This is a genomic window from Pararoseomonas sp. SCSIO 73927 (genome assembly GCF_037040815.1).
Lineage (GTDB): Bacteria > Pseudomonadota > Alphaproteobacteria > Acetobacterales > Acetobacteraceae > Roseomonas.
Genome location: NZ_CP146232.1, coordinates 4,620,001 through 4,639,948, shown reverse-complemented (window position 1 = coordinate 4,639,948; position 19,948 = coordinate 4,620,001). Strand labels below are relative to the sequence as shown.

General features: G+C 72.5%; 20 protein-coding genes (1 of these 20 cut by a window edge). 14 read left to right on the top strand and 6 right to left on the bottom strand.

Features of this window, described 5'->3' with window-relative positions; all coding sequences use genetic code 11:
- Nucleotides 1-5: 5 nt before the first annotated feature.
- Nucleotides 6-443 carry a cellulose biosynthesis protein BcsD gene (bcsD, locus tag VQH23_RS21960; protein ID WP_338662793.1) on the top strand — a complete coding sequence of 146 codons (438 nt, stop codon included), beginning with the start codon at nt 6-8 and terminating at the stop codon, nt 441-443.
- A gap of 15 nt (nt 444-458) precedes the next feature.
- Here bcsD and VQH23_RS21955 read toward each other — a convergent pair whose 3' ends face one another.
- Nucleotides 459-1,346 carry a methyltransferase domain-containing protein gene (locus VQH23_RS21955; RefSeq protein WP_338662792.1) on the bottom strand — a complete coding sequence of 296 codons (888 nt, stop codon included), beginning with the start codon at nt 1,344-1,346 and terminating at the stop codon, nt 459-461.
- A 122-nt stretch (nt 1,347-1,468) separates the two neighbouring features.
- Here VQH23_RS21955 and VQH23_RS21950 point away from each other — a divergent pair, with 122 nt between their 5' ends.
- The 3 genes from VQH23_RS21950 to VQH23_RS21940 all read left to right on the top strand — a co-directional run bounded on the left by VQH23_RS21950 (nt 1,469) and on the right by VQH23_RS21940 (nt 3,101).
- Entirely contained in the window at nt 1,469-2,254 is a 786-nt protein-coding gene (locus VQH23_RS21950; protein ID WP_338662791.1) for a ComF family protein, read from the top strand.
- Between the two features lie 31 nt (nt 2,255-2,285).
- Nucleotides 2,286-2,543, top strand: coding sequence for a glutaredoxin 3 (grxC, locus tag VQH23_RS21945; protein WP_338662790.1), 258 nt, complete (start codon nt 2,286-2,288; stop codon nt 2,541-2,543).
- 90 nt (nt 2,544-2,633) lie between these two features.
- A complete protein-coding gene (locus VQH23_RS21940; RefSeq protein WP_338662789.1) occupies nt 2,634-3,101 on the top strand; it encodes a DUF1178 family protein in 468 nt (155 codons plus the stop codon).
- A 6-nt stretch (nt 3,102-3,107) separates the two neighbouring features.
- Here the strand turns inward: VQH23_RS21940 and ubiG are convergent, their stop codons facing one another.
- A complete protein-coding gene (ubiG, locus tag VQH23_RS21935) occupies nt 3,108-3,824 on the bottom strand; it encodes a bifunctional 2-polyprenyl-6-hydroxyphenol methylase/3-demethylubiquinol 3-O-methyltransferase UbiG (protein WP_338662788.1) in 717 nt (238 codons plus the stop codon).
- Between the two features lie 129 nt (nt 3,825-3,953).
- Between ubiG and VQH23_RS21930 the strand changes: the two genes are divergently transcribed.
- The 5 genes from VQH23_RS21930 to VQH23_RS21910 all read left to right on the top strand — a co-directional run bounded on the left by VQH23_RS21930 (nt 3,954) and on the right by VQH23_RS21910 (nt 9,050).
- Complete coding sequence (locus VQH23_RS21930) at nt 3,954-5,174, top strand: aspartate kinase (protein ID WP_338662787.1); 1,221 nt, start codon at nt 3,954-3,956, stop codon at nt 5,172-5,174.
- A gap of 146 nt (nt 5,175-5,320) precedes the next feature.
- Entirely contained in the window at nt 5,321-6,307 is a 987-nt protein-coding gene (locus VQH23_RS21925) for a nitronate monooxygenase (protein WP_338666143.1), read from the top strand.
- A gap of 181 nt (nt 6,308-6,488) precedes the next feature.
- Nucleotides 6,489-7,601, top strand: a complete 1,113-nt coding sequence (locus VQH23_RS21920) for a RodZ domain-containing protein (protein WP_338662786.1) — start codon at nt 6,489-6,491, stop codon at nt 7,599-7,601.
- A gap of 106 nt (nt 7,602-7,707) precedes the next feature.
- Nucleotides 7,708-8,871: a flavodoxin-dependent (E)-4-hydroxy-3-methylbut-2-enyl-diphosphate synthase gene (gene ispG, locus VQH23_RS21915; protein WP_338662785.1), complete on the top strand. Its 1,164-nt coding sequence runs from the start codon at nt 7,708-7,710 to the stop codon at nt 8,869-8,871.
- Nucleotides 8,871-9,050 (top strand): hypothetical protein, encoded by a 180-nt coding sequence (locus VQH23_RS21910; protein ID WP_338662784.1) that lies wholly within the window; start codon nt 8,871-8,873, stop codon nt 9,048-9,050. Before ispG ends, VQH23_RS21910 begins: the two co-directional genes overlap by 1 nt.
- A gap of 16 nt (nt 9,051-9,066) precedes the next feature.
- Here VQH23_RS21910 and VQH23_RS21905 read toward each other — a convergent pair whose 3' ends face one another.
- Nucleotides 9,067-9,318, bottom strand: coding sequence for a hypothetical protein (locus tag VQH23_RS21905; protein ID WP_338662783.1), 252 nt, complete (start codon nt 9,316-9,318; stop codon nt 9,067-9,069).
- A 185-nt stretch (nt 9,319-9,503) separates the two neighbouring features.
- Between VQH23_RS21905 and hisS the strand changes: the two genes are divergently transcribed.
- From hisS to VQH23_RS21885, 4 genes are all read left to right on the top strand, one after another.
- Entirely contained in the window at nt 9,504-10,748 is a 1,245-nt protein-coding gene (gene hisS / locus VQH23_RS21900; protein ID WP_338662782.1) for a histidine--tRNA ligase, read from the top strand.
- Entirely contained in the window at nt 10,748-11,803 is a 1,056-nt protein-coding gene (gene prfA / locus VQH23_RS21895; protein WP_338662781.1) for a peptide chain release factor 1, read from the top strand. The genes hisS and prfA overlap by 1 nt, the downstream gene beginning before the upstream one ends.
- Nucleotides 11,804-11,841: 38 nt before the next feature.
- Nucleotides 11,842-12,681, top strand: a complete 840-nt coding sequence (prmC, locus tag VQH23_RS21890) for a peptide chain release factor N(5)-glutamine methyltransferase (RefSeq protein ID WP_338662780.1) — start codon at nt 11,842-11,844, stop codon at nt 12,679-12,681.
- Between the two features lie 241 nt (nt 12,682-12,922).
- Nucleotides 12,923-13,387, top strand: coding sequence for a DUF4167 domain-containing protein (locus VQH23_RS21885; protein ID WP_338662779.1), 465 nt, complete (start codon nt 12,923-12,925; stop codon nt 13,385-13,387).
- Between the two features lie 66 nt (nt 13,388-13,453).
- On the opposite strand, the gene VQH23_RS21880 is transcribed toward VQH23_RS21885, so the two are convergent.
- From VQH23_RS21880 to VQH23_RS21870, 3 genes are all read right to left on the bottom strand, one after another.
- Nucleotides 13,454-15,661 (bottom strand): amylo-alpha-1,6-glucosidase, encoded by a 2,208-nt coding sequence (locus VQH23_RS21880; RefSeq protein WP_338662778.1) that lies wholly within the window; start codon nt 15,659-15,661, stop codon nt 13,454-13,456.
- Nucleotides 15,662-15,793: 132 nt separating this feature from the next.
- Complete coding sequence (locus tag VQH23_RS21875) at nt 15,794-16,852, bottom strand: glycosyltransferase family 4 protein (protein WP_338662777.1); 1,059 nt, start codon at nt 16,850-16,852, stop codon at nt 15,794-15,796.
- Nucleotides 16,853-16,963: 111 nt separating this feature from the next.
- Nucleotides 16,964-17,743, bottom strand: coding sequence for an MOSC domain-containing protein (locus tag VQH23_RS21870; protein WP_338662776.1), 780 nt, complete (start codon nt 17,741-17,743; stop codon nt 16,964-16,966).
- Nucleotides 17,744-17,872: 129 nt separating this feature from the next.
- On the opposite strand from VQH23_RS21870, the gene clpB reads away from it, so the two are divergent.
- On the top strand, nt 17,873-19,948 hold the 5' portion of the coding sequence (gene clpB / locus VQH23_RS21865) for an ATP-dependent chaperone ClpB (protein WP_338662775.1). Its footprint extends 516 nt past the window's final position; the window shows 2,076 of its 2,592 coding nt (coding positions 1-2,076); it begins with the start codon at nt 17,873-17,875; its stop codon lies beyond the right edge, outside the window.

Sequence of the window (19,948 nt, the reverse complement as noted above, 5' to 3'; positions counted from 1 at the left end):
GCCTGATGACTGCCAAGGCCGACTCCCGTCCGGACTGGGAGGCCTTCCTGCGCGCCCTGCTGGACACGCTGGACGCGCACATGCCCGCCGAGGAGCGCGCGGTGCTGCTGCGCGCGATCGGCGCGCAAATGGCCGCGCTCTCGCCGATCCCGCCGGAGGACACGCTCTCCGGGCTCGAGGCGCGGATCAACGAACGGCTGTCCGAGCCGCGCTGGGGCACCGTCTCCATCGCGCTCGACTCCAGCGGGCCGGCCCTTGTGCTGACGCACGAGACGGCGCCGCTGCTGGAAACCGGGCAGGACAGCGGGAGCGGCTGGATAGGCCCCGTCCTCGAGGGCCTGCACGCCGGCTGGATCGCGGCCCAGCCGGGCGCCGAGCCCGAGGTTCAGGCGCAGCTCGTCAGCGCGGAGCGGGACCGCTTCGTCCTCCGCTACGGCGCCTGAGGCTGCCCCGGCGGTTCAGCCGGGGCGCTCGCCCGTCTTCCTCTCCACCGTGCCGAGAGCGTCCGCGAGCCGGGCGGTCGCGCTGCCCCGGCGCGCGGCCTTCGGCTGGTCGGGGCCGGGGCTCCATCCCGTCAGCGTGAGCAGCCTGAGGGTGGCCGGCACGCCCTGCGGGCCGGCCGGCAGGGCGGCGAGCGCCGTCGGGAAGAGCGCGCGGGGCGGCACGCGTCCGTCGCGCGCGAGCACGGCGTTGCCCTCCCCGGCTGCCTGAAGGTCACGCAACAGCAGGAGCGGGTCCCGGTAGGCGAGGGCGATCTCCTCCAGATCCGCCACGGGCAGGGCGAAGCCCGCGCGCTGGAGGAGGGCCGCGCCGTCCCGCAGCTCGGGGAAGGGCGAGACGCGGGGCGCCGCGCCGCCGCGCAGGGCGGAATCCGCGGCGGTCAGGGCCTCCCGCAGGGGCTGCAGCGTGCCGAGCGCCGGCAGGCTGGCCAGGAAGAGCCCGTCGGGGGCCATGGCGCGCCGGATCTGGGCCAGGGCTCCCGGCAGGTCGTTCACCCAGTGGAGCGAGAGGCTGGCGACCACGAGGTCGAAGCCGCCCGGCGCGAAGGGCAGCCACTCCTCGTCCCCGGCCACCGGCAGCCCTCCGGCGCCGGCCGCCTGGCGTCGGGAGAGGTCCATCGAGACGACGAGATCCACCCCGCGGGCGCGCAGGACCGGCGCCACGATGCCGCGCCCACCGATGTCCAGCGCTCGGGCGAAGCGGCGGGTCGTGTCGTCCAGCCGGTCCAGCAGCCGCTCCGCCGCGGCCTCCAGCACCGGGGCAACCCGGTGCTGCGTGGCGGCGGCGCGGTCGCGCCGGCGGCGCAGCAGGGCGCGGTCGAAGACGAGGTGGGGCGATCCGCTCATCGCCGGGATATGTCGTGCCGGCGCCCCCGCCGCCAGTGGGCGTTGCGGCCGGGCTTGCAGCGGGCCTTCCACGCCCTGCCGCGGCCTGCGATGGTTCGGCGAGGCGGGAGAGGGAAGGGGGCATGCAGGCCCTGTCGGGCGCGTTGCGCCGGGGTGTGACGGGGCTGCTGGACGCGGTCCTGCCGCCGCAATGCCTTTCCTGCGACGAGCCTGTGCTGGAGCAGGGGGCGCTCTGCCCCGCCTGCTTCGGCGGCCTGCACCTGATCGTCGCGCCGATGTGCCGGGTCTGCGGCGTGCCCTTCGAGCATGACGGCATCGGCGAGGGCGGGCTCTGCCCGGCCTGCACGGCCCGTCCGCCGCTGTTCACCCGGGCCCGCGCGGCCTTCGCCTACAACGACGCGGTGGCCCGGCTGGTGCTGCCCCTGAAACACGCGGACCGGACGGAGCTGGCCCTCCCGCTCGCCCGGCACATGGCCGCGGCCGGCACGGCGCTGCTGGACAGGGCGGAACTGCTGGTGCCCGTGCCGATCCACCGGCGGCGCCTCCTGGCCCGGCGCTACAACCAGGCAGCGCTGCTGGCCATGCGGCTGGGCCGGATCGCGGGACGTCCCGTGCTGCCGGACGCGCTGCGCCGTGTGCGGCCCACCCCGCCGCTCGGGAGCCTGAGTGCCGAGGCGCGGCGGGCGGCCCTGGCCGGGGCGGTGGAGGCCCTGCCCCGAGCCCGGCCGTGCCTGGAAGGCCGGCGGGTGCTGCTGGTGGACGACGTGCTGACCAGCGGCGCGACGGCCGAGGCCTGTGCCGCAGCGCTGCTGAAGGCCGGCGCGGCCGGGGTGGAGGTGCTGGCGGCGGCCCGTGTGGCCGACCCCCGCCTGTCGGATCGGCTCGCCTCCGGCAAGTCGGTGCCTTGAAGCGCGCCCTTCCGTTACCGAGATGCGCGGGATGCCCGAGATCGAGATCTACACCATCCCCTTCTGCCCCTATTGCGATCGCGCCAAGGCGCTGCTGACGCGCAAGGGGGCATCCTTCCAGGAGATCGACGCGCCGGGCGGCTCCGCCGCGCGCAAGACGGCGATCGAGCGCTCCGGCGGGCGCACCACCGTGCCGCAGATCTTCATCGGCGGGCAGGCGATCGGCGGCTCGGATGATCTGGCGGCGCTGGAGCGCGCCGGCAAGCTGGATGCCCTGCTCGCCGCCTGATCCGGCGTCACGCAGCCGTCACGAGGCTGGCACTTCCATCCCGGGAGTGCCAGAAGGGCGCGACGTGCGCCCCAGACCAGCAGATACGAGATGATCCACTACCAGCTTCGCTGCAGCCAGGACCACGGCTTCGACGGGTGGTTCAAGGACAGTGCCGCCTTCGACAAGCTGGCCGCCGCCGGGATGGTCGATTGCCCGGTCTGTGGCGACACGCGGGCGCGGCGGGACCTGATGGCGCCCGCCATCGCCAAGCTGCGGGCGGAGCCCGTGCCCGCCGCATCCCCGGCCGAGCCGCCCCCCGTTCCCCAGGAGCGCGCGGCGACGGCCGGGCCGATGCCTGCCCAGCTCATCGCGCTGCTCCAGCGCATGCGGGCCGAGGTGGAGAAGAATTGCGACCATGTCGGGCGCGACTTCGCCGAGGAGGCGCGCAAGATGCACCGGGGCGAGAGCGAGCGCCGCGGCATCTACGGCGACGCGACGCCCGAGGAGGCCGAGGCCCTGGCCGATGAGGGCATCGAGATCGGCAGCATCCCCTGGGTGCCTCGGGCCGACGGGTAGGGCGGTTCAGCCCTTCTCCGCCATGGCGATGTAGTTCACCGCCAAGTCCCGGCTCTCCCGCCACCGGCCGGAGAGGGGATCGAAGCTCATCCCGGCAATGTCGGCCACGCGCAGCCCCGCCTGGCGGAGCCCGGCGCCCAGTTCGGCCGGCGTCACGAACATCTTCCAGTCATGCGTGCCGCGCGGCAGCAGCCGCAGCACGTACTCCGCCCCGAGCTTCGCGATGAGGAAGGACCGGGCCGTGCGATTAAGGGTGGAGAGGAACACCGCCCCGCCCGGGCCTGTGACCCCGGCCAGGGAGGCCAGGAACCTGGCCCGTTCCTCCACGTGCTCGATCACTTCCAGCGAGACCACGGCGTCCCAGGTGCCGGAAAGGTCCTCCGGCCGGCCCTCCCGGTAGTCGATGGTGAGGCCGCCGGCCTCCGCATGGGCGCGGGCGGCGGCAAGGGCGGCGCCCGCCGCGTCCAGCCCCGTCACCTCCGCGCCGAACCTAGCCAGGGCCTCGCTTGCCAGCCCGGCGCCGCAGCCCACGTCCAGCACGCGCAGGCCGGAGAGATCGCGCCCCGTACGGCCATGGCGGGCCGCCAGCCTCTCCGCGATCCAGCCGGTGCGGAGGGGGTTCATGGCGTGCAGCGGGGCCATGGGGCCGCGCGGCTGCCACCACTCGGCCGCCAGGGCGTCGAACTTGGCCACTTCGCTGGCCCGGACGGTGCCCTGCTGCATCGCTGATCCCCTGAAAGCCGGCCGAGGTTGCCCATGGGGGCCGGGGCCGGTATCTGTGCCGCCCCGCGCCGGGGCGCAACCCGCGCGCGCTCCATCTCGCCCACAGACACGGCAGTCACCCAGCACCCGATGGCCCGCATCGTCATGAAGTTCGGCGGCACCTCCGTCGCCGACCTGGACCGCATCCGCAACGTCGCCACCCGCGTGAAGCGCGAGGTGGAGGCCGGCCACGAGGTGTCGGTCGTCGTCTCCGCCATGTCCGGCGTCACCAACCAGCTGGTGAAGTGGTGCTCCGACCTGTCGCCGCTGCACGACGCGCGGGAGTACGACACGGTGGTCGCCACCGGGGAGCAGGTGACCATCGGGCTGCTCTCCATCGCGCTGCAGACGATCGGCGTGGAGGCCCGCTCCTGGCAGGGCTGGCAGATCCCGATCAGCACGGACGGCGCGCACGGCAAGGCGCGGGTGGAGGAGATCGACGGCTCCCGCCTCGTCGCCGCCATGGGGCGCGGCCAGGTGCCGGTCATCGCGGGCTTCCAGGGCATCGGGCCGGAGGAGCGCGTGGCCACCCTCGGCCGCGGTGGGTCCGACCTCTCGGCGGTCGCGATCGCGGCGGCGGTGAAGGCCGACCGCTGCGACATCTACACGGACGTGGACGGCATCTACACGACCGATCCGCGCATCGTGCCGCGGGCGCGCAAGCTGCAGGCCGTGGCGTATGAGGAAATGCTGGAACTGGCCTCGGTCGGCGCGAAGGTGCTGCAGACCCGGTCGGTCGAACTGGCGATGAAGCAGAAGGTCCGGGTCCAGGTCCTCTCCTCCTTCGAGGACAGGCCGGGCTCGATGGTGGTGGACGAGGACGAGATCGTGGAACAGCCGCTGGTGACGGGTGTCGCCTATTCCCGTGACGAGGCGAAGGTCACGCTGCGCCGGGTGCCGGACAAGCCGGGCATCGCGGCCACGGTGTTCGGCCCGCTGGCGGACGCCAACGTGAACGTGGACATGATCGTGCAGAACCTGGCCTCGGACGGCACGACGGACATGACCTTCACCGTCGGCAAGGCCGACGTGCCGCGCGCCCGCGAGGTGCTTGAGAAGGAGCGCGCGAGCATCGGCTACGCCGAGGTGCTGGCCGACCCGGAGGTGACGAAGATCTCCATCGTCGGCATCGGCATGCGCAGCCATGCGGGCGTGGCGGCGACGATGTTCAAGACGCTGGCGGAGAAGGGGATCAACATCCAGGTCATCTCCACCAGCGAGATCAAGACGAGCGTGCTGGTCGGCGCCGAGTACACGGAGCTGGCGGTGCGCGCCCTGCACACCGCCTACGGGCTGGACGCCCCGGCCTGATGGGCATCGAGCTGGACGTCTCCCGGGTTCCGCCCGCCCAGGGCGATACGCCCGGCACCCGCGCGGCGGAGACCGCGGGCGGGCCGGTGCCGCCGCCCCCGGCCGGTCCCTCAAATGAGGCCGCCCGCGCCCGCTTGCGGGCGCTGATGGCGCGCGGCGCGGCCTTCCTGGGCAGCGATGTCGCCGTCATGGGCGGTGCCATGTCCTGGATCAGCGAGCGCAACCTCGTCGCCGCCCTGTCCAATGCCGGCGCTTTCGGGGTGATCGCCTGCGGGGCGATGGAGCCGCCGCGGCTGGCCGAGGAGATCGCGGCCACCCAGGCGCTGACGGACCGCCCCTTCGGCGTGAACCTCATCACCATGCATCCCATGCTGGACGCGCTGGTGCAGACCTGCCTCGACGCGAAGGTGGGCCATATCGTCTTCGCCGGCGGCATCCCGCCCACCCCCGCCATCCGCAACGCGAAGGAAGGCGGCGCGAAGGTGGTGTGCTTCGCCCCGGCGCTGGCGCTGGCGAAGAAGCTCGTCCGCTCCGGCGCGGACGCGCTGGTGATCGAGGGGTCGGAGGCGGGCGGCCATATCGGCCCCGTTTCCCTCAACGTGCTCGCGCAGGAAATCCTGCCTGCCATGGCCGCCGAGGTGCCGGTCTTCGTCGCCGGCGGCATCGGCCGGGGGGAGGCGATGGTCTCCTACCTCGAGATGGGCGCGGCCGGCGTGCAGATGGGCACCCGCTTCGTCTGCGCGGCGGAGAGCATCGCGCATCCCCGGTTCAAGCAGGCCTTCCTCCGCGGCGCGGCGCGCGACGCGCTGCCGACCGTGCAGCTGGACGAGCGCTTCCCCGTGATCCCCGTCCGCGCGCTGCAGAACGAGGGCACGAAGCAGTTCCTCGTGCACCAGGCCGAGGTGATCCGCCGCCACCAGTCCGGCGAGCTGGACAGGACGGCGGCGCAGCTGGACATCGAGCACTTCTGGGCCGGCGCCCTGCGCCGCGCCGTGATCGACGGCGACGTGGAGAACGGCTCCCTCATGGCCGGGCAGAGCGTCGGCATGGTGACGAAGGAGGCCCCGGTGGCCGAGATCCTGGCCGAGCTGACGGCCCAGGCCGCCGCCGTGCTCGCCGCCCGGGCGGGCTGAGCGCCGGCACGCCCCGCCGGCAAGGCCTGAAATTCCCGTTCCGGCCCCGCGCAGCGCCGCCGCGGCGCTCCGGACCGGGCCGAGACAACGTGATGCGGTAGGGTGACGGGGTGGGGCTTCCGCCCCCCCGCCCCGCGCGTTACGACTGCCCCGTTCCACCCCGAGAAGTCCCGTTTCCCCGATGGTAAGGCCCGAGATGATGACGGCGGAGGCGGCCCGCGTGGGCGAGGAACTGCGTGACGCCCGCCTTGCCCTGGGCGCCACGCTGGAGGAGGTGGCGGACAGCCTCCGCATCAACCGCCGCTACCTCGCCGCGCTGGAGGAGGGTCGCAGCCGCGACCTTCCCGGCCCTGCCTATGCGGTGGGATTCGTCCGCACCTATGCCCGCGCGCTGGGACTGGACGCCGACGACATGGCCCGCCGCTACCGCGAGACGGGCGCGCCGGGGCGGGGCAGGGACCTTGTCTTCCCCGAGCCAGTGCCGGAGCGCGGCATTCCCGCCGGGGTGGTGCTGCTGCTCGGCGCCGTCATCATGGTCGGCGCCTACGCCGCCTGGTGGCGCTGGAGCGGCTCGGCCGACCGCACGGTGGACGGGGTTCCGCCCGTCCCCGCCCGGATCGAGCAGGCGGCGCGCGACGCGCGGCAGGCCGCCGGGCTGCCCCCGGCCGAGACCGCCCCCGTGCTGCCCCCCACGCTCGGCCAGGCGACGCCCGGCGCCGCGGCGGGCCGGCCGGGGGTGACCCCGCCCGCGCCCGGCGGCCCGGCCGGGGCGCAGATCGTGGCCCCTGCGGCGCCGCCCGCGGCCGGGACCGCCCTGTCGGCAGGGCCCGGCCCCGCCGGCGCCGCCCCGTCCGGCTTCCGCCCGCCCGCCCTGCCCGGGCAGGCGCCATCAACGGCCCCGGGCATCGGACCGGGATCAGCCCAGGGCTCCGTTCCCGGTCCGGGACCCGTCGCCGCCGCGCCCGCTGCCCCGGCCCCCCCGCCGCCGACCACGCCATCGGCCCCCGCTGAGCCGCCCAACCGCCTGACGCTGCGCGCCACGGACGAGTCCTGGGTTCAGCTCCGCGACCCCCGCTCCGGGCAGACGGTGCTGAACCGCGTGCTGCGCCCCGGCGAGACCTACGCCGTGCCGCGGGAGGGACTCGTGCTCACCACCGGCAAGGCCCAGGGGCTGGAGATCGTGGTGGACGGCCAGCCGAGCTCGGTACTGGAGGGGCGAACCGGCGTGGTGCGCGACGTCCAGCTCGTCCCCGACCAGCTGCGCCAGCCCCGCCCCGCGCCGGCCGGGCGGTAGCGCCCCGGCCTTCCGCCGGACGCGGGAAGGCCGGTCACCCGATCATCCCTTGGCCGGCGGCCCAACGCCTGCCATATCGGGGAGACACTTCGGGAAAGTCCCGTCCATGTCGTCCTATCGCCCCTACCAGCACATCGAGCGCCGGAAGTCCCGCCAGATCATGGTGGGAAAGGTCCCCGTGGGCGGGGATGCGCCGATCACCGTCCAGACCATGACGAACACCCCGACCGAGGATGCCGAGGCGACGATTGCCCAGATCCGCCGGGCGGAGATCGCCGGGGTGGACATTGTCCGCGTCTCCTGCCCGACCGAGGAGTCCACCGCCGCCCTGGCCGAGATCGTCCGGGAGGTGAACGTCCCGGTCGTGGCGGACATTCACTTCCACTACAAGCGCGCGATCGAGGCCGCGAAGGCCGGCGCCGCGTGCCTGCGCATCAATCCCGGCAACATCGGCTCCGCGGAGCGGGTGAAGGAGGTGGTGAAGGCCGCGCGCGACCACGGCTGCTCCATCCGCATCGGCGTGAACGCCGGCAGCCTGGAGAAGCACCTGCTGGAGAAGTACGGGGAGCCCAACCCGGAGGCGCTGGTGGAGAGCGCCCTGTGGCACGCCGACCACCTGCTGCAGAACGACTTCGACCAGTTCAAGATCAGCGTGAAGGCCAGCGACGTCTTCCTGGCCGTGGCCGCCTACCAGCAGCTGGCCGAGGCCTGCGACCACCCCCTGCACATCGGCATCACCGAAGCGGGCGGCAAGCGCGCCGGCACCGTGAAGTCCTCCATCGGCCTGGGCAACCTGCTCTGGGCCGGGATCGGCGACACGCTGCGCGTCTCCCTCTCCGCCGAGCCGGAGGAGGAGGTCCATGTGGGCTGGGACATCCTGAAGTCGCTCGGCATCCGCCACCGCGGCGTGAAGATCATCTCCTGCCCCTCCTGCGCGCGGCAGGGCTTCAACGTCATCAAGACCGTTGAGGCACTGGAGGAGAGGCTGGCGCATATCGAGCAGCCCATCACCCTCTCCATCATCGGCTGCGTGGTGAACGGGCCGGGCGAGGCGCTGATGACGGATATCGGCCTCACGGGCGGCGGGTCGGGCACGCACATGGTCTACTCGGCCGGCAAGACCAGCCACACGACGAAGACGGGCGACATGGTCGATCATATCGTTGGGCTGGTGGAGGCCCGGGCCGAGAAGCTGGCGGCGGAGAAGGCGGCCGCGAAGGCCGCCGAGGCGGTCGGCGACATCCCCCTCGCGGTCCAGGCGGCCGAGTGATGCCCAGCGCGGAAGAAGGGGAGCAGCACCCCGTCCTGGCTGCCATGGAGCAGGCCATCCTCGACCTCCTGGAGGAGTTCGAGGAGGGTCACGGCCCTCTGGACGAGTCGGACGCGGAGGTGTTCGAGGCCGCCAGGGAGCACCTTCGTCGCGCGGTGACGGTGCTGCGGGAGGGTTAGCCGCCCACCCTTCGGGTCAGTGCCACCTCGGCTGCAGGATCAGCAGCATCAGGATGAACACGCCGTAGAGGGTGGCGGGCACGGCCAGCACCAGCAGGAGCAGCGCCGAGAGGACCATATAGCCCGCAGACCGGAGCATGGCGCCTCCGGCGGGGATCCCGGCGGCGGCGGCAAGGATCGCGAGCCAGATGCCGATGTTGTAGCTGCTGACCGACCCGTCCGAGACGCCCCAGGCGAAGAACAGGGCCGCCACCAGGGCGGCGATCACGTTTATTCCGAACAGAATCCGCCAGAACACCATCCCCGGACCCTAGCCGGTTCGGATCGATCACAGAATGGAATTCGTGGCGAAGGCGCGGGGCGGGCGGCTCCGGCGATGCGCCCCTGCGGTAGCTGCGCCCCACTCCCTGCCTCAAGACAACGGACCGCCAAGCTGCTAATCCGCCCGCCACCATGGCCAAGCCCGATCTTCAGCCCGCCCGCGGCACGCACGACCTGATCGGCGAGGAGTTCCGGCGGCACCACCACGTCATCGACACCGCCCGGCGCATCGCCTCCCTCTACGGCCTCGAGGAGTGGTCCACCCCGATCTTCGAGGACACCCGTGTCTTCTCCCGCAGCCTCGGCGAGACCTCGGACGTCGTCTCGAAGGAGATGTACACCTTCCAGGACCGGGGCGGTGAGAGCGTGACGCTGCGGCCGGAGGGTACGGCGGGAGCCTGCCGGGCTTTGGTGACGAATGGGCTCACCCAGTCCAACCTGCCCCGCAAGGTGTTCTACGCCGGCCCGATGTTCCGCTACGAGCGGCCGCAGAAAGGCCGCTACCGCCAGTTCCACCAGATCGGCGCCGAGGTGATGGGCGCGGCCGAGCCGCTGGCGGACGCGGAGGTGATCGCCTGCGGCTGGCACATTCAGGGGGCGCTCGGCATCACCGAGGGCACGGTGCTGGAGATCAACACCCTCGGCGACGCGGAGAGCCGCGACGCCTACCGCGCCGCCCTGGTCGCCTATTTTCAGGCGTCGGTGGACAAGCTGTCCGAGGAGAGCCGCGGCCGGCTGGAGAAGAACCCGCTGCGGATCGTGGACAGCAAGGACCCCGGCGACCGCGCCCTGGTGGCGAATGCCCCGACCATTCACCAGCACCTAACGGAGGGCGCCGCCCGGCACTACGCCGAGGTGCGGCGCGCGCTGGAGCGCTTCGGCGTGCCCTTCCGGGAGAACCCGCGCATCGTCCGCGGCCTGGACTACTATAGCCACACCGCCTTCGAGTTCGTGACGGAGCGCCTGGGCGCCCAGGGCACGGTAATGGGCGGCGGCCGCTACGACGGGCTGGTGGAGGAGATGGGCGGCCCGCCCACGCCCTCCGTCGGCTGGGCGGCGGGCGTCGAGCGCCTCTCCATGCTGCTGGAGGCTGCGCCCACCCCGCCGCGCCCCGTGGCCGTGATCCCCGTCGGCGAGGCGGCCGAGGGCGCCGCGCTGGACGCCGTGCAGGCGCTCCGCCGCGCGGGCATCACGGCCGAGGTCGCGTACAAGGGCAACCTCAAGCGCCGGATGGAGCGGGCCAACCGCCTGAACGCCCGCGCGGCGGTGATCATCGGGGACGAGGAACTGGCGGAGGGCACCGCGCAGCTGCGCGACCTAGACGCCGGCACGCAGGAGAGGGTGGCCCTGGCGGATCTGGCCGCCCGGCTGGGCTGATGGCGCTTCCCGCGAAGCTGGACCGCCTCCTCACCCGCGCGGAGGAGCTGCGGCACGAGCTCGGCACGGCCGACGGCAGCCGCTTCGGCGCGCTGTCGAAGGAGCTGGCCGAGATCGAGCCCGTGGTGGCGAAGGTCACGGAGCTGCGCGAGGCCGAGCGCGCCCGCGACGACGCCGAGGCGATGATGGCCGATCCCGAGATGCGGGAACTGGCCGAGTCCGAGTTTTACGAGCAGCGCGACCGCGTGCCCGCGCTGGAGCACGAGATCCGCATCATGCTCCTGCCGCGCGACGCGGCGGATGAGCGTTCCGCCATTCTGGAGGTGCGCCCTGCCGCGGGCGGGGACGAGGCCGGCCTGTTTGCCGCCGAGCTGTTCCGTGGCTACCAGCGCTACGCGGAAGGGCAGGGCTGGCGCTTTGAGCTGCTGGAGTGGGACGAGAGCGAGGCGGGCGGCATCAAGGGCGCCTCCGCCTCCATCACCGGCCGCGGCGTCTTCGCGAAACTGAAGTTCGAGAGCGGCGTGCACCGCGTCCAGCGCGTGCCAGCCACCGAGACACAGGGGCGCATCCACACCTCCACCGTTACCGTCGCCGTGCTGCCGGAGGCGGAGGAGGTGGACGTGCAGATCAACGAGAGCGACCTGCGGATCGACACCTACCGCGCTTCCGGCGCCGGCGGGCAGCACGTGAACAAGACGGACAGCGCCGTCCGCATCACCCACATCCCCACCGGGACCGTGGTCGCGATGCAGGAGGAGAAGTCCCAGCACAAGAACCGCGCCAAGGCGATGAAGGTGCTGCGCGCCCGCATCTACGAGGCGCAGCGCCAGGCCCTGGCCGGCGCCCGCGCGGCCGACCGCAAGGGCCAGGTGGGCACGGGCGACCGCAGCGAGCGGATCCGCACCTACAACTTTCCCCAGGGCCGCGTGACCGACCACCGGATCGGCCTGACGCTGCACAAGGTGGAGCGGGTGATGATGGGCGAGTTCGAGGAGATCTTCGACGCCCTGATGGCCGAGGACCAGGCCGCCCGCCTGGCCGCCGAGGAGGCGTGACGGGCTGCGAGCCCTCGGGGTCTGAACGGGGCTCGACGGTGGGGGCCTTCCTCTGCCAGGCCGGGCAGGTGCTGCGCGCCGCGGGGATCGAAGGGCCGCGGATGGAGGCGCGCCTCCTCCTCGCCCACGCCATGGGCTGCCGCCAGGAGGACCTGCTGCGCGATCCGCGCGCGGCCGTGCCGCCCGCCGCACAGGCCACCTTCCGGGAAGGGTTGGCCGCCCGTGCGCGGAACGTGCCCATGGCTCGGCTGCTCGGCCATGCCGGTTTTTGGACGCTGGACCTGCTGGTGGACGGCTCCACCCTCATCCCCCGGGCTGACACGGAAACCCTGGTCGAGGCCGCCATGGACGCCTTCCCCGACCGGGGCGCCGTACACCGGGTGCTGGATCTCGGTATGGGGACGGGGGCTCTTCTCCTCGCCGGCCTGTCGGAGTTCCGCGCGGCCTTCGGGGTCGGGGTGGACCGGCAGCCCGCCGCGGCCGCGCTGGGACGGGCCAACGCCGCCCGGAACGGGCTGGCGGGCCGCGCCGCCTTCCTGGCCGGCGACTGGGCGGAAGCCCTGTCCGGCCGCTTCGACCTCGTCCTCTCCAACCCGCCCTACATCGAGTCCGCCGCCATCCCGAACCTCATGCCGGAGGTGGCGCTGCACGAGCCCGCCCTGGCGCTGGACGGCGGGGCGGATGGGCTGGACGCCTACCGTCGCCTGGTGGTGGCGCTCCCCAGCCTTCTTGCCCCGGGTGGGCGGGCGGTTCTGGAGCTGGGGCAGGGGCAGGAAGAGGCCGTTGTAGCCCTGGCGCGCGCTGCCGGGCTGCGCCGGATGGAATGCCGCCCCGACCTGGGCGGGGTGCCGCGCGCCCTGGTTCTGGCAGGGCCGTAAAAAACCATTTGGCGGAATCGCGCGGGCTCACTACGTTCCCCCTTGCGGCCCCCATCGCGCGATGCGCGGCGGGTCCGCCGGAGCCCTTGCCCCTCCTCTGGGATACGTGGCGCGTCCGGCGCGTCGCCAGGCACAAACATTCCCCGGTCGGGGGACAGCACCCGCCATCCGGTCCCGCAGGGCGCAGGGCGCCCTTCGAGCAGGCCGGCAGCGCGAGCATGGAAGTGCGAACCAGATCCAGATGAACATGAAGCGTATGCGCGGCCGCGGGAACTTCCGGCAGGGTGGCCACAACGGTGGCGGCGGTGGTGGCGGCGGTCCTCGCCCCCAGCACAACGGCAACCAGCCGATGAACCGGAACCACGTGTTCGACTCGATCGGGCCGGACATGCGGATGCGCGGCACTGCCCAGCAGCTCTTTGAGAAGTACCTCCAGCTCGGCCGCGACGCGACCGGCTCCGGCGACCGGGTGATGGCGGAAGGCTACTTCCAGCACGCGGAGCACTACTTCCGCATCCTGAACGCGATGAACCAGGCCCAGCAGCAGCAGAACGGCGGCGGCGCCGGCCCGCAGCACGGCGGCCGCCGCTACCAGGGCGGCGACAATGGCGGGGACGGCTTCGCGGAGCCCGAGGGCGAGGCGCAGATCACTGCCCCGTCTGGCTATGACGGCAACGACGGCGAGATGCGGGAGACCCTCCAGTAGGGGTTCCGTCGCGCCTTGGGATGCCGGCCCGTTCGCGGCCGCCACCCCGGGCCACCATCCCGGCGGTCAGGTGATGACCGCCACCTCCACTTGGCCGCGGCGCCGCAGCACGTTCAGCGAGACGCCGCCATCGGCGTCGTGCCGCCGTAGCCGCACGTCCACCGTGGCGTTGCCCAGCCGCAGGTTCTCGATCCGGAGCTCCTCCAGCCAGGCTGGCAGGAAGGGGCGCAGGAAGCGGATCACCCCCTCCTCGGGCCGGAAGGACACGCCGAGCATCGCGCCGAGCGAGGCGTAGACGGTGGCCGCCGCCCAGGCCTGCGGAAGGCAGGCCACGGGGTAGGAGGTCGGGACCTCGCCGTGGCGGCGGGGGAAGCCGCAGAACAGCTCCGGCAGCCGGTACATGTCCACCGCCAGCGCCGAGTCGTAGATCCCGGTCAGCAGGCGCTCCAGCTGGGCGTTCAGCCCGTAGCGCTTCATCCCCAGCGCGATCAGCCCGTTGTCGTGCGGCCAGACCGAGCCGTTGTGGTAGCTCATCGGGTTGTAGCGGCCCTCGCCCTCCGCGATCGTGCGGATGCCCCAGCCGCAGAAGCTCTCCGGCGCCATCAGCGTCTGCGCCACCCGCCGCGCCCGGTCGGGGGAGGGGAGCCCCGTCAGCAGCGCGTGCCCGGCATTAGAGGAGCGCACGCGGCAGGGCCGCTTTTCCCCGTCCAGCGCCAGGGCGTAGGTGTTCAGCTCCTCGACCCAGAAGGCGTCCTCCACCCGAGCGCGCAGGGCGTCCGCGCGGTCGGTCCAGAGCGCGGCCTCGTCCTCGTGCCCCAGCGCCTTCGCCAACCGCCCGGCGCCGCGCCAAGCGGCCTCGCCATAGGCCTGCACCTCGATGAGGGCGATGGGCGCCTCGGCCAGCCGGCCGTCGGCGTGGAATACGCTGTCCCAGCTGTCCTTCCAGCCCTGGTTCACGAGGCCGTTCACGGATTGCCGGTCGTACTCCAGCAGCCCGTCGCCATCGATGTCGCCGTGGCGCTCGATCCAGCCGAGCGCCGCGACGATGTTCGGCCAGGTCTCCCGCACCAGATCCAGGTCGCCGGTGCGCTCCGCGTACTGCGCCGCGAGGACGACGAAGAGGGGCGTGGAGTCCACCGAGCCGTAGTAGCGCCCGAAGGGCACCTCCCGCAGCGCGGCCATCTCGCCGCTGCGGCTCTCGTGCAGGATCTTCCCGGGCTCCGCGTCCCGCGCCGGGTCCAGCTCCGTCGCCTGCAGCTTCGCGTGGTAGCGCAGCACCCCGCGCGCCAGCTCGGGATCGGCCCAGAGGCACTGGATGGCAGTGATGAGGCTGTCCCGCCCGAACGGGCAGGAGAACCAGGGGATGCCGGCATAGGGGAAGGGGCCGGCCTCCGTCTCGGTGGTCAGCATCGCGAGGTCGGAGGCGGAGCGCGCGAACCAGTCGTTGAAGGCCTGGTTGGAGGAGATGACGGCCGCCCGCTGCCTCTCCCGCGCGCCGCCCCAGTTGCGGATGTCGGCCAGCAGCGCGTCGAAGCCGGGCGGGGAGGGGGCATCGGCCGCCTCCGGCCCGGTCTCGCAGAGGATCGTCACCTCGATCACCGCGTGCTCACCGGGCTCCAGCTCCACCGGCCAGCGGTTGTCGCGGGCGGGGGTGCCCAGGGGCGGCGGGTCGAAGCGCAGGCGGGTGCGGCGCTCCACCTCGTCCAGCCCGCGATAGCCGAAGACGAGGCTCCCGTCCGGGCGGACCTCGGGCGCGCGCCGCTCGCCGCGCCGGGCGCGCTTCTGGCCGCGCACCTCGAAGATGTCAGCGAAGTCCGCCGCGACGGAGAGCGAGATCTCCGTGGAGAGGCGGGCATCCCCGAAGTTCCGCACGGAGATGCGCTCCCGCAGCAGGCCGGTGCCGAGCACCATCTGCCGCTCCACGTGCACCGTGTCCCGCAGCAGCTTGCGGTCCGGCGCCACGGTGAGGTCAGGATTGGTCAGGTTCACCGTCAGCACGGCGTTGTCCGCGCTCACCGCCGAGGAGAGCAGCAGCGGCCGCAGCCCGGCGACCCGGAGCGAGAGGCGGGAGACGAAACGGGTGTCGTCGTGGAACAGCCCTTCGGCGGTGGAGCCGATCGCCTGGGCGTCGCCGAAATGATCCAGGACCAGGAAGGAGCTGCCGTTCTTCAGGGTCCGCGGGCGGTACAGGGCAAGGGCAGTGGCGGCCGTGGCGGCGACGCTCCAGCCGCCCTCATCCTCGGCCCGCGGCGGGGCCGCGCCTTCGTCATCCATGCAACATTCCTCTGCCGCGATGCTCCGGGCCTCGTCCCCGGAAGGCCGTCATCCCAAGGCGATTACCCTTAGGTATCGCCCGGGGTGAATGCCGCGCCGGCCCCATGGTTGCCGCCGCCGCGATCCGCCACCTCAGACAGCGCGCAGGATGGCGGTGCGCTCCTGCCCGAGCAGGCGGCGGTAGAGGGCCAAGTGGTCCTCCGCCATGCGGCGGGCGGTGAAGCGGGCCTCGAACTCCTGGCGCACCCGGGCGCGGTCCATGGCCTGCACCTTCTTCAGCGCGGCCAAGGCGCCCACCTCGTCCTCCACGATGAAGCCGGAGACGTCGTCCTCGATCACCTCCGGCACGGAGCCGCGGTTGAAGGCGATGACGGGGCTGCCGCAGGCCATCGCCTCGATCATTACCAGCCCGAAGGGCTCCGGCCACGCGATTGGCGTGAGGAGGCAGAGGGCGTTGCCGAGGAATTCGGCTTTCTGGTGCTCGTTGATCTCGCCGATGAACTCCACCCCGGGGAGGGAGAGCATGGGCTGCACCACCTCCTCGAAGTAGGCCTGATCGGCGCGGTCCACCTTCGCGGCGATGCGGATCGGGATTCCGGCGGCCTGGGCAATGCGGATGGCCGCGTCCGGCCCCTTCTCCGGCGAGATGCGGCCGAGGAAGGCGATATACCCACCCTGGCGCGCGCTGAAGGGCAGCAGGTCCCGCGGCAGGCCGTGCAGCACCGTCCCGGCCCAGTTGACGTCGACGTGGTGGAGCGGCCGGCGCTGGCTGTCGGAGATGGAGATGAAGGGGGCGTCCGGGAAGGCGGAGAGGAGGGGTTCGATCTCCGGCAGGTCCAGCCGGCCATGGAAGGTGGAGACGAAGGGCAGGCCGCGCCCGCGCATGGCCGGCAGGTGCAAGTGGTCGATGTGAAAGTGGACGATGTCGAAGCGCGCGGAGAGGTCCAGAACCCGCTGCACCATCAGCATGTGCGGGGCGGTGGCGTCGCGGATGGAGGGGTCCAGGCGGATGGCCTGGGGTAGCATCACCTCCAGCTCCGCGGAGGTGAGGCTGTCACCGCTGGCGAAGAGGGTCACCTCGTGGCCGAGGGCGACCAGCTCCTCCGTGAGGTAGGAGACGATGCGCTCCGTACCGCCGTAGAGCTTCGGCGGGACGGCTTCGGCGAGGGGCGCGACCTGGGCGATGCGCATGGGATGGGGCTTCTCCAGGCTTCCGACCTCCCCGCCGGCCCCGGCCGGCGCCCCGGTCGGGGCCGGGGCTACAACTTACAAATGTTGATCCGGTTGCGGTGCAGCATCGGATCAGGCCGGCTCCAGCGCGTCTCCCACCGCCACGCGGCCGCTCTCGGCCACCGTGGCGTGGACACCAAGGTCCATGTGGCCGAAGTGCTCGCGCAACAGGCGCGGCAGGTCCACGTCCCGCTCGCCCGTCTCCAGGTCCACCTGCGTCGCCGGGCAGCGCACCGTGCGCTTGAAGACGGAGATGCGGGCCCCGCCCAGCAGCACGTCCCGTCCCACCCATTCGTGCTCCGCCCAGGCCGGCAGGCCGGAGAAGTAGACGTTCGCCCGGAAGCGCAGCGGGTCCAGCCGCCGCCCGATCGCCTTCTCGACCTCCGCCAGGCTTGCGAGGTTGAGGAGGGAGATGCCCTTGAGCCGCTGGTCGGTGAAGGCGTGGCCGGGCGCCTCCGTGAAGCGGGGCGGGCGGGGGGTGCCGTCCGGTGCCGTGCCGTGGCGCGCCTCCTCGCCGAGGAAGCGGATCAGCCAGTTGCCGAGCGCCGCCTTGCCCTCCGGCGTGCCGGTGCGGGCGACCATCGGCTCGTGCCCTTCCGCCGAGAGGGCGAGGGTGCCGTCATGCGGGTCGAAAGCGGCGCGGACGAGCACGACCCGGCCATTCTTCATCATGCAGGCGAAGTTCTGCTTCGGCAGGAAGGCCGGCGCCGCCTCGTCGAAGGGGGAGTCGCCCTGGGCCAGGGCGAAACGGCGGTCGTGGGGGATGGTCTGGCCCGGGGTGAGCTGGACCTCCTCCAGCGCCTCGGCCGTCAGCCCCTTCACCGGGTAGCGGTAGAGACGTTCGACCCGCATCCTCAAATCCCCTGGAAACCAACCCCTTGAAGGGCGCGGAAGAGAGTTACCACATCCCTCTCAAACGCCGAACCCGTCGCCGTCAGGGGCGGGTGGGGCGGTCGCCTCCATGAGGGACACAGAGGACAGATGGATATCGAGAAGCTCACCGAACGGGCGCGCGGCTTCCTCCAGGCCGCGCAGACGATCGCGATCCGTGAGTACCACCAGCGCGTCACCGCCGAGCACCTGCTGAAAGCCCTGCTCGACGACGAGGAGGGCGCGGCCGCCGGCCTGATCCGTGCCGCCGGCGGCGATGCCGCCTCCGCCAAGCGCGACGTGGATGCCGAGGTGGGGCGCAATCCCCGCGTCTCCGGCGGCGGGGCCGGGCAGCCGCAGGTCACGCCCGACTTCGTGCGCGTGATCGACGCGGCCGAGAGGCTGGCGACGAAGGCAGGCGACAGCTTCGTGGCCCAGGACCGTCTGCTGGTGGCGATCGCCGCGAGCGACACGCCGGCCGGCCGGGTGCTGGTGAAGGCAGGGGCCACGGCGCAGAAGCTGGAAACCGCCGTCGAGGCCGTCCGCAAGGGCCGTAAGGTGGACAGCGCGAGCGCCGAGCAGCAGTTCGACGCGCTGAAGAAGTACGCGCGCGACCTGACCGAGGCGGCGCGCGACGGCAAGCTGGACCCGGTGATCGGCCGCGACGAGGAGATCCGCCGCACGATCCAGGTGCTGGCCCGCCGCACGAAGAACAACCCCGTGCTGATCGGTGAGCCCGGCGTCGGCAAGACGGCGATCGTCGAAGGGCTGGCGCTGCGCATCATCAACGGCGACGTGCCGGAGGCGCTCAAGAGCCAGCGCGTGCTAGCGCTCGACCTCGGCGCGATGGTGGCCGGCGCGAAGTACCGCGGCGAGTTCGAGGAGCGCCTGAAAGGCGTGTTGACGGAGATCGAGTCCGCCAACGGCGAGATCATCCTCTTCATCGACGAGATGCACACCCTGGTGGGCGCGGGCAAGGCGGACGGCGCCATGGACGCCTCCAACCTGCTCAAGCCCGCCCTGGCCCGCGGCGAGCTTCACTGCATCGGCGCGACCACGCTGGACGAGTATCGCAAGCACGTGGAGAAGGACGCGGCGCTGGCCCGCCGTTTCCAGCCGGTCTTCGTGGGCGAGCCGAGTGTGGAGGACACGGTCTCCATTCTGCGCGGCATCCGCGAGAAGTACGAGCTGCACCACGGGGTGCGGATCGCGGACAGCGCGCTGGTGGCGGCGGCGACCCTCTCGAACCGCTACATCACCGACCGGTTCCTGCCGGACAAGGCAATCGATCTCGTGGACGAGGCGGCGTCCCGGCTGCGCATGGCCGTGGACAGTAAGCCGGAGGAGCTGGACGCGATCGACCGCGACCTCATGCGCTCCCGCATCGAGCGGGAGGCGCTGAAGCGCGAGACGGACGCCGCCAGCCGCGACCGGCTGGAGAAGCTGGAGCGCGAGATCGCCGCGCTGGAGGAGAGCTCGGCCGCGATGACGGCGCGCTGGCAGGCGGAGAAGAACCGGCTCGGCGAGGCGCAGAAGGCGAAGGAGGAACTGGACCGCGCGCGCACCGAGGTGGAAGCGGCGCAGCGCCGCGGCGACTACGCCCGCGCGGGCGAGCTGACCTATGGCGTCATTCCCGAACTGGAGAAGAGGATCGCGGAGGCGGCCGATGATGGCGGCCGGCTGGTGAACGAGGCGGTGACGGAGGAGGGTGTGGCCGCCGTCGTCTCCCGCTGGACCGGCGTGCCGGTGGAGAAGATGCTGGAAGGCGAGCGCGCCAAGCTCATCCGCATGGAGGACGAACTGCGCCGCCGCGTCGTCGGCCAGGAGGAGGCGCTGGAAGCGGTTTCCAAGGCCGTGCGGCGTGCCCGCGCCGGGCTGCAGGACCCCTCCCGCCCAATCGGCAGCTTCCTCTTCCTCGGCCCGACGGGCGTCGGCAAGACGGAGCTGACCAAAGCGCTGGCAAGCTTCCTGTTCGACGACGAGCGGGCGCTGCTGCGGATCGACATGTCCGAGTACATGGAGAAGCACGCCGTCGCCCGCCTCATCGGCGCCCCGCCGGGCTATGTCGGTTACGAGGAGGGCGGCGCGCTGACCGAGGCGGTGCGGCGCCGGCCCTACCAGGTCATCCTCTTCGACGAGGTGGAGAAGGCGCATGACGACGTCTTCAACATCCTCCTCCAGGTGCTT

Coding starts and splice junctions, on each gene's coding strand:
- ispG (WP_338662785.1), top strand. CDS start 7,708: ATGTCGTCCTATCGCCCCTACCAGCACATCGAGCGCCGGAAGTCCCGC.
- hisS (WP_338662782.1), top strand. CDS start 9,504: ATGGCCAAGCCCGATCTTCAGCCCGCCCGCGGCACGCACGACCTGATC.
- grxC (WP_338662790.1), top strand. CDS start 2,286: ATGCCCGAGATCGAGATCTACACCATCCCCTTCTGCCCCTATTGCGAT.
- VQH23_RS21870 (WP_338662776.1), bottom strand. CDS start 17,743: ATGCGGGTCGAACGTCTCTACCGCTACCCGGTGAAGGGGCTGACGGCC.
- VQH23_RS21940 (WP_338662789.1), top strand. CDS start 2,634: ATGATCCACTACCAGCTTCGCTGCAGCCAGGACCACGGCTTCGACGGG.
- VQH23_RS21930 (WP_338662787.1), top strand. CDS start 3,954: ATGGCCCGCATCGTCATGAAGTTCGGCGGCACCTCCGTCGCCGACCTG.
- VQH23_RS21875 (WP_338662777.1), bottom strand. CDS start 16,852: ATGCGCATCGCCCAGGTCGCGCCCCTCGCCGAAGCCGTCCCGCCGAAG.
- VQH23_RS21950 (WP_338662791.1), top strand. CDS start 1,469: ATGCAGGCCCTGTCGGGCGCGTTGCGCCGGGGTGTGACGGGGCTGCTG.
- prfA (WP_338662781.1), top strand. CDS start 10,748: ATGGCGCTTCCCGCGAAGCTGGACCGCCTCCTCACCCGCGCGGAGGAG.
- ubiG (WP_338662788.1), bottom strand. CDS start 3,824: ATGCAGCAGGGCACCGTCCGGGCCAGCGAAGTGGCCAAGTTCGACGCC.
- VQH23_RS21880 (WP_338662778.1), bottom strand. CDS start 15,661: ATGGATGACGAAGGCGCGGCCCCGCCGCGGGCCGAGGATGAGGGCGGC.
- VQH23_RS21910 (WP_338662784.1), top strand. CDS start 8,871: ATGCCCAGCGCGGAAGAAGGGGAGCAGCACCCCGTCCTGGCTGCCATG.
- VQH23_RS21920 (WP_338662786.1), top strand. CDS start 6,489: ATGGTAAGGCCCGAGATGATGACGGCGGAGGCGGCCCGCGTGGGCGAG.
- bcsD (WP_338662793.1), top strand. CDS start 6: ATGACTGCCAAGGCCGACTCCCGTCCGGACTGGGAGGCCTTCCTGCGC.
- VQH23_RS21955 (WP_338662792.1), bottom strand. CDS start 1,346: ATGAGCGGATCGCCCCACCTCGTCTTCGACCGCGCCCTGCTGCGCCGC.
- VQH23_RS21885 (WP_338662779.1), top strand. CDS start 12,923: ATGAACATGAAGCGTATGCGCGGCCGCGGGAACTTCCGGCAGGGTGGC.
- VQH23_RS21925 (WP_338666143.1), top strand. CDS start 5,321: ATGGCGCGCGGCGCGGCCTTCCTGGGCAGCGATGTCGCCGTCATGGGC.